The organism is Mesorhizobium sp. M7A.F.Ce.TU.012.03.2.1, assembly GCF_004006095.1.
Classification (GTDB): domain Bacteria; phylum Pseudomonadota; class Alphaproteobacteria; order Rhizobiales; family Rhizobiaceae; genus Mesorhizobium.
Genome location: NZ_CP034779.1, coordinates 2928092 through 2941634, shown reverse-complemented (window position 1 = coordinate 2941634; position 13543 = coordinate 2928092). Strand labels below are relative to the sequence as shown.

Annotated in this window: 13 protein-coding genes; 3 read left to right on the top strand and 10 right to left on the bottom strand. The window is 63.0% G+C overall.

All coding sequences use genetic code 11. The features are described from left to right. Positions 1-6: 6 nt before the first annotated feature. Positions 7-1803 (top strand): YbaL family putative K(+) efflux transporter, encoded by a 1797-nt coding sequence (gene ybaL, locus EJ079_RS14185; protein WP_127809302.1) that lies wholly within the window; start codon positions 7-9, stop codon positions 1801-1803. Positions 1804-1872: 69 nt separating this feature from the next. Here the strand turns inward: ybaL and EJ079_RS14180 are convergent, their stop codons facing one another. After that, positions 1873-2682, bottom strand: a complete 810-nt coding sequence (locus tag EJ079_RS14180) for a helix-turn-helix transcriptional regulator (RefSeq protein ID WP_127809301.1) — start codon at positions 2680-2682, stop codon at positions 1873-1875. A gap of 197 nt (positions 2683-2879) precedes the next feature. Between EJ079_RS14180 and EJ079_RS14175 the strand changes: the two genes are divergently transcribed. Continuing rightward, positions 2880-3800: a zinc-binding dehydrogenase gene (locus EJ079_RS14175; RefSeq protein WP_127809300.1), complete on the top strand. Its 921-nt coding sequence runs from the start codon at positions 2880-2882 to the stop codon at positions 3798-3800. Between the two features lie 13 nt (positions 3801-3813). On the opposite strand, the gene EJ079_RS14170 is transcribed toward EJ079_RS14175, so the two are convergent. Then, entirely contained in the window at positions 3814-4566 is a 753-nt protein-coding gene (locus EJ079_RS14170) for an SDR family oxidoreductase (protein ID WP_023812510.1), read from the bottom strand. 162 nt (positions 4567-4728) lie between these two features. Between EJ079_RS14170 and EJ079_RS14165 the strand changes: the two genes are divergently transcribed. Continuing rightward, positions 4729-5094: a nuclear transport factor 2 family protein gene (locus EJ079_RS14165; RefSeq protein WP_127809299.1), complete on the top strand. Its 366-nt coding sequence runs from the start codon at positions 4729-4731 to the stop codon at positions 5092-5094. Between the two features lie 9 nt (positions 5095-5103). Here the strand turns inward: EJ079_RS14165 and EJ079_RS14160 are convergent, their stop codons facing one another. From EJ079_RS14160 to EJ079_RS14125, 8 genes are all read right to left on the bottom strand, one after another. Next, a complete protein-coding gene (locus tag EJ079_RS14160) occupies positions 5104-7365 on the bottom strand; it encodes a transglycosylase domain-containing protein (protein WP_127809298.1) in 2262 nt (753 codons plus the stop codon). A 149-nt stretch (positions 7366-7514) separates the two neighbouring features. Next, complete coding sequence (locus EJ079_RS14155; protein ID WP_164873790.1) at positions 7515-9485, bottom strand: acyltransferase family protein; 1971 nt, start codon at positions 9483-9485, stop codon at positions 7515-7517. A 23-nt stretch (positions 9486-9508) separates the two neighbouring features. Then, positions 9509-10423, bottom strand: coding sequence for a hypothetical protein (locus EJ079_RS14150; RefSeq protein WP_127809296.1), 915 nt, complete (start codon positions 10421-10423; stop codon positions 9509-9511). A 33-nt stretch (positions 10424-10456) separates the two neighbouring features. Next, a complete protein-coding gene (locus tag EJ079_RS14145; protein WP_013529552.1) occupies positions 10457-10603 on the bottom strand; it encodes a hypothetical protein in 147 nt (48 codons plus the stop codon). A 25-nt stretch (positions 10604-10628) separates the two neighbouring features. Next, positions 10629-10883: a GlsB/YeaQ/YmgE family stress response membrane protein gene (locus EJ079_RS14140; protein ID WP_013529551.1), complete on the bottom strand. Its 255-nt coding sequence runs from the start codon at positions 10881-10883 to the stop codon at positions 10629-10631. A 110-nt stretch (positions 10884-10993) separates the two neighbouring features. Beyond that, positions 10994-11197: a hypothetical protein gene (locus EJ079_RS14135; protein WP_013529550.1), complete on the bottom strand. Its 204-nt coding sequence runs from the start codon at positions 11195-11197 to the stop codon at positions 10994-10996. 104 nt (positions 11198-11301) lie between these two features. Then, entirely contained in the window at positions 11302-11922 is a 621-nt protein-coding gene (locus tag EJ079_RS14130; protein WP_127809295.1) for a ribonuclease D, read from the bottom strand. A 124-nt stretch (positions 11923-12046) separates the two neighbouring features. Then, the gene (locus tag EJ079_RS14125; RefSeq protein WP_127809294.1) at positions 12047-13432 is read right to left on the bottom strand and encodes a M20/M25/M40 family metallo-hydrolase; all 1386 of its coding nucleotides are present in this window, start codon (positions 13430-13432) and stop codon (positions 12047-12049) included. Positions 13433-13543: the final 111 nt, after the last annotated feature.

Here is a 13543-nt window from a genome sequence, read left to right as displayed (position 1 = left end):
TAGACAATGCCGCATGACACGCCCCTTATCGCCACCATCGTCGCCGGTCTGGGGCTGGCTTTCATCTTCGGGGCTCTCGCCAACCGCTTCCGTATCCCGCCGCTGGTCGGTTATCTCGTAGCCGGCGTGCTGGTCGGGCCGAACACGCCTGGCTTCGTCGCCGATGCCGGCCTTGCCAACGAACTGGCCGAAATCGGGGTCATCCTCCTGATGTTCGGCGTAGGGTTGCACTTCTCGTTGAAGGATCTTCTGTCGGTGCGCGCCATAGCCGTGCCGGGCGCCGTCGTCCAGATCGGCTTTGCCACCGCACTCGGTGCCGGGTTGTCGTGGATGCTCGGCTGGTCGATGGGCGCGGGACTGGTGTTCGGCCTGGCACTATCGGTCGCCTCGACGGTCGTGCTGCTGCGCGCTCTGCAAGAGCGGCGGATGATTGAGACCGAGCGCGGCCGCATCGCTGTCGGCTGGCTGATCGTCGAGGACCTGGCCATGGTGCTGGCGCTGGTGCTGCTGCCGGCGCTGGCCGGCGTGCTCGGCGGCCAGGAGCAGACCGACGCCCATGCGAGCGGGCTGCTGTCGCTGCCGGCCAGCTACGGCATCTGGGGCGTCGTCGGCATCACGCTGGCCAAGGTCGCCGCCTTCGTCGTCGTCATGCTGGTGGTCGGCCGCCGGGTCATCCCCTGGATCCTGCACTATGTCGCCCACACCGGCTCGCGCGAGCTCTTCCGGCTGGCGGTGCTTGCCATAGCGCTCGGCGTCGCCTTTGGCGCGGCCAAACTGTTTGGGGTCTCACTGGCGCTGGGCGCATTCTTCGCCGGCATGATCATGAGCGAATCCGAACTCAGTCACCGTGCCGCCGAAGAATCCTTGCCGCTGCGCGATGCCTTTTCCGTGTTGTTCTTCGTCTCGGTCGGCATGCTGTTCGACCCGTTCAGCCTGATCAGCAATGGCTGGCCGATCCTGGCAACGCTGGCCATCATCGTCATCGGCAAATCGCTGGCGGCGTTCGTCATCGTCGTTGCCTTCGGCTATCCCCTGGCCACCGCATTGATGATTTCGGCAAGCCTTGCCCAGATCGGCGAATTCTCCTTCATCCTGGCCGAGCTCGGCGTCGGGCTGAAACTGTTGCCCGAACAAGGTCGCGACCTCATTCTGGCCGGCGCCATCCTGTCGATCGTCCTCAACCCGCTGATGTTCCTGGCCATCGACTGGATGAAGCCGTGGCTGGAACGGCGCGCCGCCAGGACGGCACCGCCGGTCGAAGCAAAACCGGTTGGTCCGGCGACGGAGCCGGGCCAGGTGGCCTCTGTCGCGACAACGGCGAAAAGGGAGGACGGGCCGCCGCCAAAGACGGCACTCACCGGCCATGCCATCCTCATCGGCTACGGCCGTGTCGGTGGCCTGGTCGGCTCGGCGCTGAAAGACGCGGCACTGCCCTTCCTGGTCATCGAGGACGCCGACAAGACCCTGACCAAGCTGAAAGCGGACAGCATCGAGACCGTCGCCGGCAATGCGGCCAATGCCGAAGTGTTCGCCGCCGCCAATCCCGAAGGCGCCAGCCGGCTGATCCTTGCCATCCCCAATGCCTTCGAAGCCGGTCAGATCGTTCTCCGAGCCCGCGCCGCCAATCCCGGTATCAACGTCACCGCTCGTGCCCATTCCGATGCCGAGGTCGAACATCTCAAGGGTTTGGGCGCCGATACGGTGATCATGGGTGAACGCGAGATTGCGCGCGGGATTGTGGAAGAAGTTCTCGGTTCCAAACCGGAGTTGAGGCGCGAAACCGCCGAGCCATCGGTGGCCTGAGTCCCAAGCCCAAGCTGCACTCTCGCGCGCTGGCAACGTGATCGGCTCGACCCAGCCTTCAAGTGAGCATTACGCCACGAATGCAGAGCCGCCATTTTGCGCGATACCACTGAGGTATTTGGCCGGCGGCTTCCCAAGCGCCTTCTTGAACATGGTGATGAAGGCCGTGACCGAACCATAGCCGAGATCGCCCGAGACTTGCTGGACACTCTTGCCGGAAGCCAGTTCCCGAATTGCAACAATCAAGTGCAATTGCTGGCGCCAGCGCCCGAAACTCAGCCCTGTCTCCTTTGTCACAAGGCGGGCGAGGCTGCTCTCGCTGAGCGCCATGCGCTTGGCCCAGTCCGCCAGCGTACTGCGGTCGGCAGGGTCTTGCGCCAACGCTTCGGCGATCCTGTTCAAGCGCGGCTCGGATGAGATCGGCAGGTGCAATTGCTGGACAGGCATGCGTGACAATTCGGTGAGCAGTATCTTGGTCAAGAGCTCGCCCCTCGCCTCGTCGTCCTGCAGCCGATCGGAAAGCTCGATGATCAATTCGCGCAGCAGTGGCGAGATCGAAAGCGTGCAGCACCGCTCCGGCAGGTCGGCGGCTCCCGGCTCTATGTAGACGAAAAAAATCCGGGCGTTGGCGGTCGCGACATTGCTGTGCTCCATGCCGCCGGGGATCCACACCCCGCAATGCGGCGGCACCATCCATAGACCGCTTGGGACGCGGCATGTGACGCCGCCGCCGAGCGCGAAGACGAGCTGGCCTTTGCGGTGCCGGTGGGCGGGGACTTCCGCTCGGGTGTCGGGGATGTCGACGCGCACGGCAATCGACAACGCGGAAGGGTCATCCACATCGAGATCAAGCCAGGGGTAGCTGAGGGGCTGTCTCATGATTGACTGTTATAAGCGATGAACCGCCATGATAGCTAAATTCTTTAACCGCGGAAGTCGATAGGCTCCGGTTCGCGCAGGGTTGATCGTGTGAGGCTGCGCGCCGTCGCCGGTATGGCTCGCTACCCACATGGGTACTCAGCTTGCCGTGCTTTCCAACGCAAGCTGGCACCGGCAAGCCAGCAACAAGGTACGCCATGCTCGCCCTGGTCATCTCTCCCGAAAGTGCGACCGGGTTGAGGCTCGCCGACGTCGCCGAGCCTCAACCGGCCTCGAATGAAGCGCTTGTCTCGGTCCACGCCACTTCGTTGAATCGCGGCGAACTGCGCCTGCTTGCCATACGCCCCAAGGGCTGGATACCCGGCCAGGACATTGCGGGGATTGTCGAACGGAGAGCAGCCGATGGTTCCGGGCCAACCGTCGGCGCCCGGGTTGTCGCGTTGGTCGACGAGGCTGGTTGGACCGAACGCATCGCAGTCCCAACCGACCGTCTCGCCGTCCTGCCGGATGACGTCAGCTTCGTTTCCGCAGCCACGCTTCCTGTCGCCGGTACGACGGCGCTGAGGACTCTACGCCATGGCGGGGACCTCGCCGGCCAGCAGGTCTTGATCACCGGCGCAAGCGGCGCGGTCGGTCGTTTCCAGGTCCAGCTTGCCCGCGAGCAGGGCGCCTCGGTGACGGCAATCGCCGCTGCCCGGCACGCCGAGGATCTCCGCGGCCTCGGCGCCGAGCAGATTGTCGAAGCGATCGAGCTGGCCGAGGGACCGTTTTCGCTGATCACGGAGTCGGTGGGCGGCAAAAGCCTCGCACACGCGATCGAACGCATCGCACCTGGCGGGACCATCGTCATGTTCGGTTCGAGCAGCGGCGAACTGACGCCTGTCGGGTTCCGCCAGTTCGTTCCGGATCATGAGGGAGCAAGGCTTCAGACTTTTGCGTACTACACGTCCGGTCCAGGCATTGGCGAGGACATCGCCTCGCTGCTCGCTCTGGTCGCGGCCGGCCGGCTCGAAACGCGCGTGGCCTTGACCGTGCCGTGGACAGACATCGCCGAAGCGCTGGACGCACTGCGACAGCGCAGCTTCAGCGGCAAGGCCGTTCTCACCATAACAGGATGAGCATCCTGTTTTGTCACACGTGCTGGCCGCCATTGATGTGAATTTCCGAGCCCGTCACATAGGACGCCTGCTGCGAGCATAGGAAGAAGATGATGTCGGCGACTTCGGCCGTGGTGCCAAGGCGCCTGAGAGGAATGGTCTCGACGATCTTGTCAGTGCCCGGTGACAGGATCGCGGTGTCGATCTCGCCGGGCGCAATGGCATTGACGCGGATGCCGTGCGGGCCGAAATCATGTGCCATCTCGCGCGTCAGCGAGCCTAGTGCCGCCTTCGATGTCGCGTAGGCCGTGCCGGCGAAGGGATGCACGCGGGTTCCGGCGATCGAGGTTACGTTGACGATCGAGCCCTTGGCCGCCGCCAGTTCCTTGAACAGGCCGCGCGCCAGCATGATCGGCGCGAAGAAATTGACCTGGAACACGTCGCGCCAGACATGCATCGGCGTGTCGATCGAATCCATGCGGCTGTTGCCGTCCTTGAGCTTCGGCGAAATGCCGGCATTGTTGACCAGCGCGTGCAGCTGGCCGCCATGCGCTTCCAGCCGGTGGCGGATTTCGGAGACGGCGATGCCGACATCCTCCTGATCGGCGAGATCGACCTTGATGTGGTCTTCCGGCCCGGCCGGCCACGGGCAGTCCTCGGCGAAAGCCTGCCTGGAGCAGGTGATGACGCGCCAGCCCTCGCGCGAAAAACGCTTGACGGTGGCATGGCCGATGCCGCGGCTGGCGCCGGTCAGCACGATGGTCTTTCGGGTGTCGAGCTCAGTCATTTCAAGGTCTCCGGCCGGCAGATGTAGCCGAACGCCGCCGAGGTGGCGAGAGGCCGAAATGTCACCATTCACCTCGATGAGGGAACTGGCGGGCCCGCTCGCCGTTGGTCCGTGAATGCGGAAAGGGCGCGGGGTTCTGAATCAATCAATCGGGACAGAGCCATGACACAGACAGCACCCCTCGACATAGCCACCGCCTTCACCAAGGCGTGGACAAGCCACGACCTCGAAAAAGCAGCATCCTTGGTCGCCGACGACGTCGTCTTTGATGGGCCGATGCAGCAATCGACCGGCAAGAAACCCTATCTCGAGGGCCTGACCAAACTATCACAGGATGTGACCGGTGTGCGCATGATCGCGGCCTTCGGCGACGATCACCAGGCGCTGCTGATGTATGACTTGATGACAAAGTCGTCCGGCGCGCTTTCCTGCGCCAAGCACCTCACCATCAGCGAAGGCAAGATTCACAGCGACAAACTGACCTTTGACAGCAAGAAGTTGGGCAGCGCCAAGCCAAAGGCGAATTAGCGGATCTACTCAGCCGCCAAGGAGGTCGAGGATCGAGGTCTGCCGCTTCTTGCGCGGACCGCCCACGTCGCTTAGCGGCACCGGATGCTTGATCGACGCGGTGGCGCCGTCATCCTCCGGCATGGAAAGGCCATCGGCATCGACGGTTTGGGCGGGACGGGCCGCGCGGGCCGGTGCTTGGGCAACCGGCGCTGCTGGCCGCGCCGGTGCCTGCTGGCCGACCGAGGTTGACGGAACCGGCGCCGTGTTGTTCGCCGAGGGTATCTCGTCGGGGACGATAGTGTCGGCTGGCGTCGATTTCCAGGTGCCGGGCAGCGGCCGCACCGGCACACCCTCGTGGGCCGCAACCATGAATTCGTGCCAGGCCTGCGCCGGCAGTGCGCCGCCGGTGACCTTCTTCATCGGGCTGCCATCATCATTGCCGAACCACACACCCGTGGTGAGGTTGGCGGTGTAGCCGACGAACCAGGCGTCGCGCGAATTTTGACTGGTGCCGGTCTTGCCGGCCGATGGCCAGGCGAAAGCCGCTTTCCGGGCAGTGCCGATCTCAACCGTGCCCGTCATCATCGAGTTCATCATGCCGACGATCTCAGGCTTGACGACGCGCGGCGCGCTGCCGCCGCCGCTGTCGTAAAGCACTTTGCCCTCGGTGGTCGTCACGCGCCGGATGAAATGGATGTCCGGCTTGTAGCCGCCATTGGCAAAGGGGACATAGGCCGAGGTCAGCTCCAGCGGCGTCACTTCCGAAGTGCCGAGCGCGATCGAGGTGTTGGCTATCAGGTCGGACTGGATGCCCATGCGGTGCGCCGCCTCGACGACCGCGTTCGGCCCGACCTCCATGGTCAGTTGCGCCGCCACCGAGTTCAGCGACTTGGCCAGCGCGGTGGCCAGCGTCACCTTGCCGAAATACTTGCCGCCGTAATTGTCGGGTGTCCAATTGCCGATCTTGATCGGCGCATCGTTGCGGATGCTGTCGGGCGTGCGACCGGCTTCGAGCGCGGCCATATAGACGAACGGCTTGAACGCCGAGCCCGGCTGGCGACGTGCCTCCGAAGCACGGTCGAACTGGCTCGTCGAATAGTCGTAGCCGCCGACCATGGCACGTACCGCACCGGAATCGTCGATCGACACCAGCGCGCCCTGTGTGACGTTGAGCTTCTTGCCGCTCTCGTCGATCAGTCTGCGGATCGACTGTTCGGCGAGCTTTTGCAGGTTGAGGTCGACGGTGCTGTCGATGACGATGTCGCCGCGCACATCGCCGATCAGGTCGGGCAATTCCTCCATGATGGTGTCGGCGACATAATTCTCCGAGCCGGTCCAGTAGGACGGCGCGCGCGTTGCCGGCGCGCTCATCGCCGAGGTCATTTCCTTGGCGCTGATCTTTCCCTCGTCACGCATGGCGGCAAGCACCAGTTGCGAGCGTTCCTCGGCCGCCTTCGGATCGCGTGCCGGGGACAGCCGCGACGGCGCCTTCAACAGGCCGGCAAGCAATGCGGCTTCCGACAGGGTGACGTCGCGCGCGCTCTTGCCGAAATAGCGGCGCGAGGCGGCCTCGACGCCATAGGCGCCGGAACCGAAATACACCCGATTCAGGTACATTTCGAGGATCTGGTCCTTGGTGTGCTTGTGCTCCAGCCACAGCGCCAGCAGCACTTCCTGCACCTTGCGTTCCAGCGTGCGGTCGGGTGTCAGGAACAGGTTCTTCGCCAATTGCTGGGTCAGCGTCGAACCGCCCTGCGAGAAACGCCCGCCAAGCACATTGGTGACCATGGCGCGGGACAGCCCGATCGGGTCGATGCCGAAATGCGAGTAGAAGCGCCGGTCCTCGATGGCGATGACGGCTTCCGGGATATAGGGCGACATTTCATGCAGGCCGACGGCCTCGCCGCCGCTCATGCCGCGATTGGCGAGCAATTGGCCGTCGGCAGAGACGATCTTGATGTTGGGGGCGCGGTCGGGAATCGACCAGGTCGTCGCCGCCGGCATCTTGGCGCCATAGTAGACGACGATGCCGGCCACCGCGATGCCGCCCCAGATGGCGAACACGAAGCACCAGTAGAACAGCCGGCCGAGCACACCGAACAGGCCGCGCCGGCTTCTGCCGCGCTTGGCCCGCGACGATTTCCCTTTGGCCGGCTTGCGTTTTGCGGAGGCTTTGCGATTGCTCGGCACGACGCGATCCTCCTCGTTCACCGAAAGACCCGCCGAGGACCGCGCCTGCGGCGGCCCCTCGAAACTGGGTTCGATGCGACTGTCCCTGCGGTTCGCCATGCGCTGTGCTTGATATCCCCGATGCCTATGGCGTTCGGGTTGAAGAGTAGATGCGGCGGTTTAAAGGCGGGTTAAGTCGTGTTCGAATGCCGGCCCTGGCGTTGGTCAACGATGTTGATGCGAAAAAGCCGCTACGCCTTGATATCTCGCTAGAGACCCGCCGCCTTCGCCAGATAGGGCGCCAGCGCCAGCGCATAGGTGGCCGTCATATGGTGATGGTCGCGCCAGACGATGATGTTGCCGACCACGGCCGAACAGCTGTCCTTGCCACATAAGGCATCGTTCATGTCAACGACACGGACCCCTGGCAATGCCCCCGCGGCGAGGGCGAAGACATCGCTCGTCTCCACCTCCTGTCGCGCGTTGACGCATTTGTCGGCATCGGCGGCCAGGCAATCACCGGGATCGAACTTGACGAAAGGCGTGTTCCGAATGGCGATAATACGCACGCCCGTTCTGTTCAAGTCGCTCCAGATGCTGCGCAAACCGTCGATCATTGCCGGCTCCGGTGTGTCGGAATAGCGAGACTGGCTGGTGAACATCAGGTCTGGCCGCAATTTCCTGATCTCGGCGAGAACGTTGTCGCGCCATGTTGCGCAGGCCTCATACGGCTTACCGTCATCCGTCACAGCGGCAAGGGTGAAAGGGCATGCAGCCTTGGTGAAGGTGACCAATTTCCACTTGCGGTCCCTGGCAATCTTGTCGATGGCAGGGATCCATTGTGCTGCGTGTGAATCGCCTGCGACGACAATGGTCCTGGTTCCCTGGGGATCGCCGAGCTGGCAGCCCACAGCTTGCGTGCTGTCCTGCTCCTGATGGCATTTCAGTCGATAGACGATCGGTACGTCACGCCTGAGTTTGCCGAGGGATGGCAGCAGTTCCACGTCGCGCGGAACCGAAGCGTTGGCAAGCAGCGCTGCCGGCCCTGGATAATTCGGTGTCCCGATCAGGCTGATATCGACGTCTTGCCTGTCGAGCGCATAGCCGAGCCCACCCGACACCATCACGCAGACGGCAACGGCGGCAGTGGCATAGGCCAGAGGTTTCCGTTCCGTATCCGACCGCGGCTGCCGGTAGCGCTGTTCGACATATCGGTAGGACAGATCCGAGATTGCCAGCGTCAGGGCGATCAGCACGACACCTGCAAGGAGCCCGGCGGCGGGGCGATGCGCCGAATAGAAAACAACCAGCGGCCAATGCCAGAGGTAGATCGAATACGACCGGTCGCCGACATAGCAAAGGATGCTGGCGTCAAGCCCGCGAAACCGGCCTAGTTTGATGCCGCCGGCGGCAATGATGAGCACCGTCCCCAGGGTCGGCAGCAACGCAACGGCGCCAGGAAATGGCGTCGAGGCCGAAAAGAAAAGCGCTGAAAACCCGATGGCGCCAATACCGGTCATGGCCATTGCGGCGCGCAATGGCAGCCCTGCCCTGAACCGATGGACCGTCAGCGCCAGCAGGCCACCGAGCGCCAGCTCCCACAGACGGGTATGGGTTACGAAATAAGCGGCGGCCGGATCGCTCCGGGTGATGACAACCGAGGCGATCAGCGATCCGGCAAAAACCGCGGTCAGCCCTACGAGGAATACGCCTTTCGCTGGCCGCCCGAGACGGCGCGCCAGCCAAAGGCCTGCCACCATCAGCAATGGCCAGACGATATAGAACTGCTCCTCGATCGATAGAGACCAGTAATGTTGCACCGGGCTCGCCGCCTCCTCGGCGCCGAGATAGTCGACCGCCTGCCAGGCAAGCCGCCAGTTCTGCACATAGAGCGCACTGGCAGAGACCTGGATTGCCGTCTCTTCCCAACGTGCCATGGACAGGAAGACCAGCGTTCCTGCGAGCGTGGCAAGAAGGGCCAGGATCGCAGTCGGCAGCAGTCGCCGCACTCGCCGCGAATAAAAGGCCATCAGCGAGATGCGGCCGTCGCGCAGCGCCATGCGGGCAAGCAGACCGGTGATGAGATAGCCCGAGATGACGAAGAACACATCGACTCCGACATACCCGCCAGGAAGAACCGCGGGCCAGATGTGGAAAACCACCACCAGGGCAACGGCAATGCCACGCAGCCCCTGGATTTCAGGCCGCAATGCAACAGGCCCCTCAGCGTCTTCTGTCAACACCACCCGCCTCAGACCTGATTTCAGATGGGCTCGAACTTCACATCCGGCTGGTCGGGACCGCCGGCTTGCCGCAACAGCGCGAGAATGTGTTCGCTCCTGTCAACCTGCTGTCGCCTCCAGTTCGAGGCGTTAGTCACGTGCAGCCAGCCATCGACCACCATGAAAAAATCCTCGGATTGATCATGTCCCGCGCCGAAGCGAAGCGATTTGTTTTCGGCGAACCGAACCATCGCCGGGTCGATCGACCTGTAGAGCACCGGCCAGTTGCCGCCGCCGGAATCCATATGAAACTTGTAGCTCGGGGCGAAATCCAGCCGCCGCCGCAACAGGCTTCCATCGAAAAAACAGAAGCCGGGCCACAGGAACCAGCCGCCTGGTGTCGGCGTATCGCGCCGCACGCTGCCGTAGAGGCTCTTGCCCTTCATCCGGTCGCGGATCGAAAATGGTTCAGTTGGAAAGATGTCATGATCGATGAAGCCGAAAAGCTTCGGCCCGAACCCAGGCAAGAAATTCCGCACGATCCAGTTGAGCGCTTGACCGTGCGATCTGCTGACGACCAGCCTGTTCTTCGGCAATGCCACATAGGGGACATGCTGGCGACGGCAGAGATCGCGGATTGCTTGCCTCGCCTCGTCCTTCTTGCTGTTGTCGAAGACGATGTAGCTCTCGTGCTCGGCCAGGTATCGGCGCACCAGGTGGATCTGCCATTCGATCATTTCGGGCCGGTTGAAGGCCACGGTGGCGACTATGCCATCGCGGAATACCTGCTCTTGCCCCTGCAAATCGAAGACCGGCGCGGATGCTCTCAGGAAGCGAAACACCCGCCAATGATAGCGCAACAGTGCCTCGCGCCTTGGCGGCCTGTTCAGCCTCTCCCATTCCGCGACGGTAATTCTGGGCGGATCGTCGCCTTCCGGCGCGTCGGAAGCCCCCATGTCGCGCTCCTGCATCTGCCCCACCGGTGCAGGCTAGTTCTGCTGGATCGAAATGCCCTTGTCGTCGATCTTGAGTTCGACGCCCTTGGGTTTGGTCTGCTCGCGATAGACGTAGATGCCGAGCGCAATGACCACGACGACGAGCGCGCCAATGACGAGATAGAGCGTATTCTGTTTCATGGCGCGCTCTTTGCGTTGTCGAGCCTCAGGCTCGTTTCAGGACCTTGACCAGCACCAGCAGGATGATGGCGCCGATGGTGGCATGGATGATCGCGGCGAGAGTGCCGCCGCCGATGGAAAATCCGATCCTCGGAAACAGCCAGCCGGCGATGAACGCGCCGACGATGCCGACGATGATGTTGCCGATAAGGCCGAAGCCGAAGCCGGAAACGATAAGACCGGCGAGCCAGCCGGCGATGGCACCGATGATGATGAAGACGAGCAGGCTTTCGACACCCATAGAGAGTTCCTCCGAGCAAGAGGGCGACGGCGGAACGGAAAGCTCCGAATCGGCCTCGATATCAACGACTTCAGGCTATTCGAAAGCGACCAGCCTCACCAGCGGCGCACTCATTGATCGTCATCGTCGCTTGCGGCAGGGCGCCAGCTGGTCGGCTCGACCTTCTTTTGCGTGTGACTGTCGATATAGACCCACCAGCCATCGTCGCGATATTGCGCGATGGATTCGTTGATCACGCCGTCGCTATCCTTCCACGTGACGGAGACCTTGGAGCCGTCTGTCGGCGCGGTCGCAATCGGCTTTCTGTCCGCCATGTCATCATCCCCCAATTGCACCGACAAACTGAGCCGACAGAACGCCGCGGCCCGCATCCGGTTCCAGCCGGTACCGGCTGCGCGATGTGCTGGCCGGACGACCGTCAGCTGTGGGCGAAGATATCCTCTTCGTCCCAGCCCATCAGGTCAAGCTTGGCACGCGTCGGCAGGAAGCGGAAGCAGGCATCGGCCTCCTTGGTCCGCCCATCGCGCGCCAGGCGTCCGGCGAGCACATCGCGCAGCCGGTGCAGATAAAGCACATCGGAAGCTGCATATTCGAGCTGTTCGGGCGACAGCGTCTCGGCCGCCCAGTCCGACGATTGCTGCGCCTTGGACAGGCCAACGCCAAGAAGCTCGAAGCAGATGTCCTTCAGCCCGTGGCGGTCGGTGTAGGTGCGGGTCAGCCGCGAGGCGATCTTGGTGCAGAACACCGGCTCCGGCATCACGCCGAACGCATTGTAGAGCACGGCAAGATCGAAGCGTCCGTAGTGGAACAGCTTGGTTACGCCACGGTTCCGCAGCAGGCTGACGAGGTTCGGCGCCTTCTTCTGGCCAGGCGCGATCTGGATGACGTCGGCCGTGCCGTCGCCGGGCGAAATCTGCACCACGCACAGCCGGTCACGATGCGGATTGAGCCCGAGCGTCTCGGTGTCGATGGCCACTGCCCCGACATTGTAATGCGAGAGGTCGGGCAGATCATGCTTGTGGAAACGGATATCGGCCATTGTCTTCTCCGGTCGAGCCCTACAGTGTCCCCTGACCCGCAAGGGACGCTGCAGCGCTTTGTCTTGTGGTTCGTCCTCGCCGCGATCCGCTGAAAAATCAACAGGAAAACAGGGGTTCCGCCGCTCAGCGCGTCAAGGCATCGAGAATCCGCGCCCAGGAGCGCTGGCCCTTGTGGAAGGAGCTGAGCTCGTATTTCTCGTTGGGCGAGTGGATGCGGTCGTCGTCGAGGCCGAACCCGACCAGCAGCGATTCCATACCGAGATAGGTCTGGAAATCGCCGACAACCGGAATGGAGCCGCCGCTGCCCGTCGTCACCGCCGGCTTCGGCCATTCGTCGGACAGCGCATTCTTGGCCTTGGCCAGCAAGGGCGAGTCGTAGGAAAGCTGGATTGCCGGCGAGCCGCCATGCGGATGGAATTCGACCGAACAGTCGGCCGGAATCCGCTCCTTGACGAATTTCTGGAACGCAGCGCGAATTTTCTTGGGATCCTGCTTGTGGACAAGGCGAAACGACACCTTCGCCGAGGCTTCCGCCGCGATCACCGTCTTGAAGCCCTTGCCGGTATAGCCGCCGATGATGCCGTTGAACTCGGCTGTCGGCCGCGCCCAGGTCAACTCCAGCACCGAGCGGCCCTTTTCGCCCGACGGGATCGACAGGCCGACCGGTCCGAGGAACGTCTCGGCCGTCTCGCCGAGCGTCTCCCATGATTTCAGGATCTGCGACGGTGTTTCCTCGACGCCGTCATAGAAGCCGGGGATGGTGATATGGCCGTCCTTGTCGTGGATATCGGCCAACACCCTGGCCAGGATGCGGATCGGATTGGCGGCGGCACCGCCATAGAGGCCGGAATGCAGGTCGCGATCGGCCGCCTTCACCGTGATCTCCTCGCCGACCAGCCCGCGCAGCCCGACGCAGATCGACGGCGTGTCGCGGTCCCACATGCCAGTATCGCAGACAAGCGCGAAATCGGCCTTGAGTTCGTCGGCATTGGCTTCGAGGAACGGCTTCAACGAGGGCGAGCCGGACTCCTCTTCGCCCTCGAACAAGATGGTGATGCGGCAAGGCAGATTGCCGTGCACCTGTTTCCAGGCGCGGCAAGCCTCGACGAAGGTCATCAACTGGCCCTTGTCGTCGGCCGACCCGCGTCCGGTGATCACCTTGTGATCCGGCCCGACCTCCTTGACAGCAGGCGCGAACGGATCGCTTTCCCACAATTCGATCGGATCGACCGGCTGAACGTCATAATGGCCGTAGAACAGCACATGCGGCGAACCGGCCGGGCCGTCATGGTGCGCAACCACCATCGGGTGGCCTGGTGTGTCGCGAACGCTGGCGTCGAAGCCGATCAGCTTGAGTTCGGCCACCAGCCATTCCGCCGCCTTGCGGCAATCGGCGGCAAAGGCCGGATCGGTGGAGATCGACTTGATCCTGAGCAAGCCGAACAGGCGCTCGAGGCTCTGGTCGAGATTGTTGTCGAGACGGTCGAGGACGGGGGAAATTGCGGACATATGTGAAGCCTTTCGATTCAGAACCCGAACCGTAAAGGCAGGACAGGAAAACGAAAAGCCCGCGATCATTGGACCACGGGCTGCAAACGTCTGTCTGGGATAAAAAAGACC